The sequence below is a fragment of the Thiohalocapsa sp. genome (genome assembly GCF_019695415.1).
Classification (GTDB): Bacteria; Pseudomonadota; Gammaproteobacteria; order Chromatiales; family Chromatiaceae; genus Thiohalocapsa.
In genome coordinates, this window is the sequence record NZ_JAIFKJ010000292.1 from 18,460 (window position 1) to 19,220 (window position 761).

At 70.0% G+C, this 761-nt stretch carries 1 protein-coding gene; it reads right to left on the reverse strand.

All coding sequences use genetic code 11. The features are described 5' to 3' along the window. Positions 1–122: 122 nt before the first annotated feature. The coding region (locus I6U14_RS08555) for a molybdopterin cofactor-binding domain-containing protein (RefSeq protein WP_296898471.1) at positions 123–761 on the reverse strand (639 nt) is incomplete at its 5' end.

Here is a 761-nt window from a genome sequence, read left to right on the forward strand (position 1 = left end):
GGATGATAGTAAGTGGGGCAAGCGAGTTTTTGATCCCCTCACCCCGCCCTCTCGGCTCTTGCTTCCTGCTTCGCCCTAACTCCTCCTTCCCTGGAGTCGTCCCGGCGGGAGAGGGTATTGGTTTATGCCGCCGTCAGGTCCACGTCCTTGAACGGATACTCGCGGAGCCGCTTGCCGGTGGCGGCGTAGATGGCGTTGGCAAGCGCCGGCTTGGACGGAGGCGTGCCGGGCTCGCCGACGCCGGTCGGGGCGTTGCCGCTTTGCAGGATGCGCACGCGAATCTCCGGGCTCTGCGCGAGCCGCAGCGCGTCGTAGTCATGGAAGTTGGACTGCTCCACGCGGCCGTCTTTGAAGCGGATCTCCTCCATCATCGCGGCTGAGAGCCCGTAAACGATGCCGGACTGCATCTGCGCCTCGATGATGCCGGGGTCCAGCGCCAAGCCCACGTCGGCGGCGCAATGCACGCGCTCGATGCGGATGCCGTCCTCGCCGTCGCTCACCTCCACGACCTGCGCCACCGTGCTGCCGAAGGAGTGGGTCATGGCGAGCCCGCGCCCGCGCCGGCGTCCGTCCTCAGCATGCAGAGGCTGATCCCAGCCCGAGAGCTCGCGCACCGCCCCCAGCACGGCCCGGCCGAAGGGAGGGTCCCGGGGGAGCGCAAGCCGCACCTCCAGCGGGTCGACCCCGCCGGCCGCCCCCGCGCCGCACCGGACCCACGCGGGGGAGAAGGCGGTGCAAGGAGCCCCCACCCGGCAGCACGG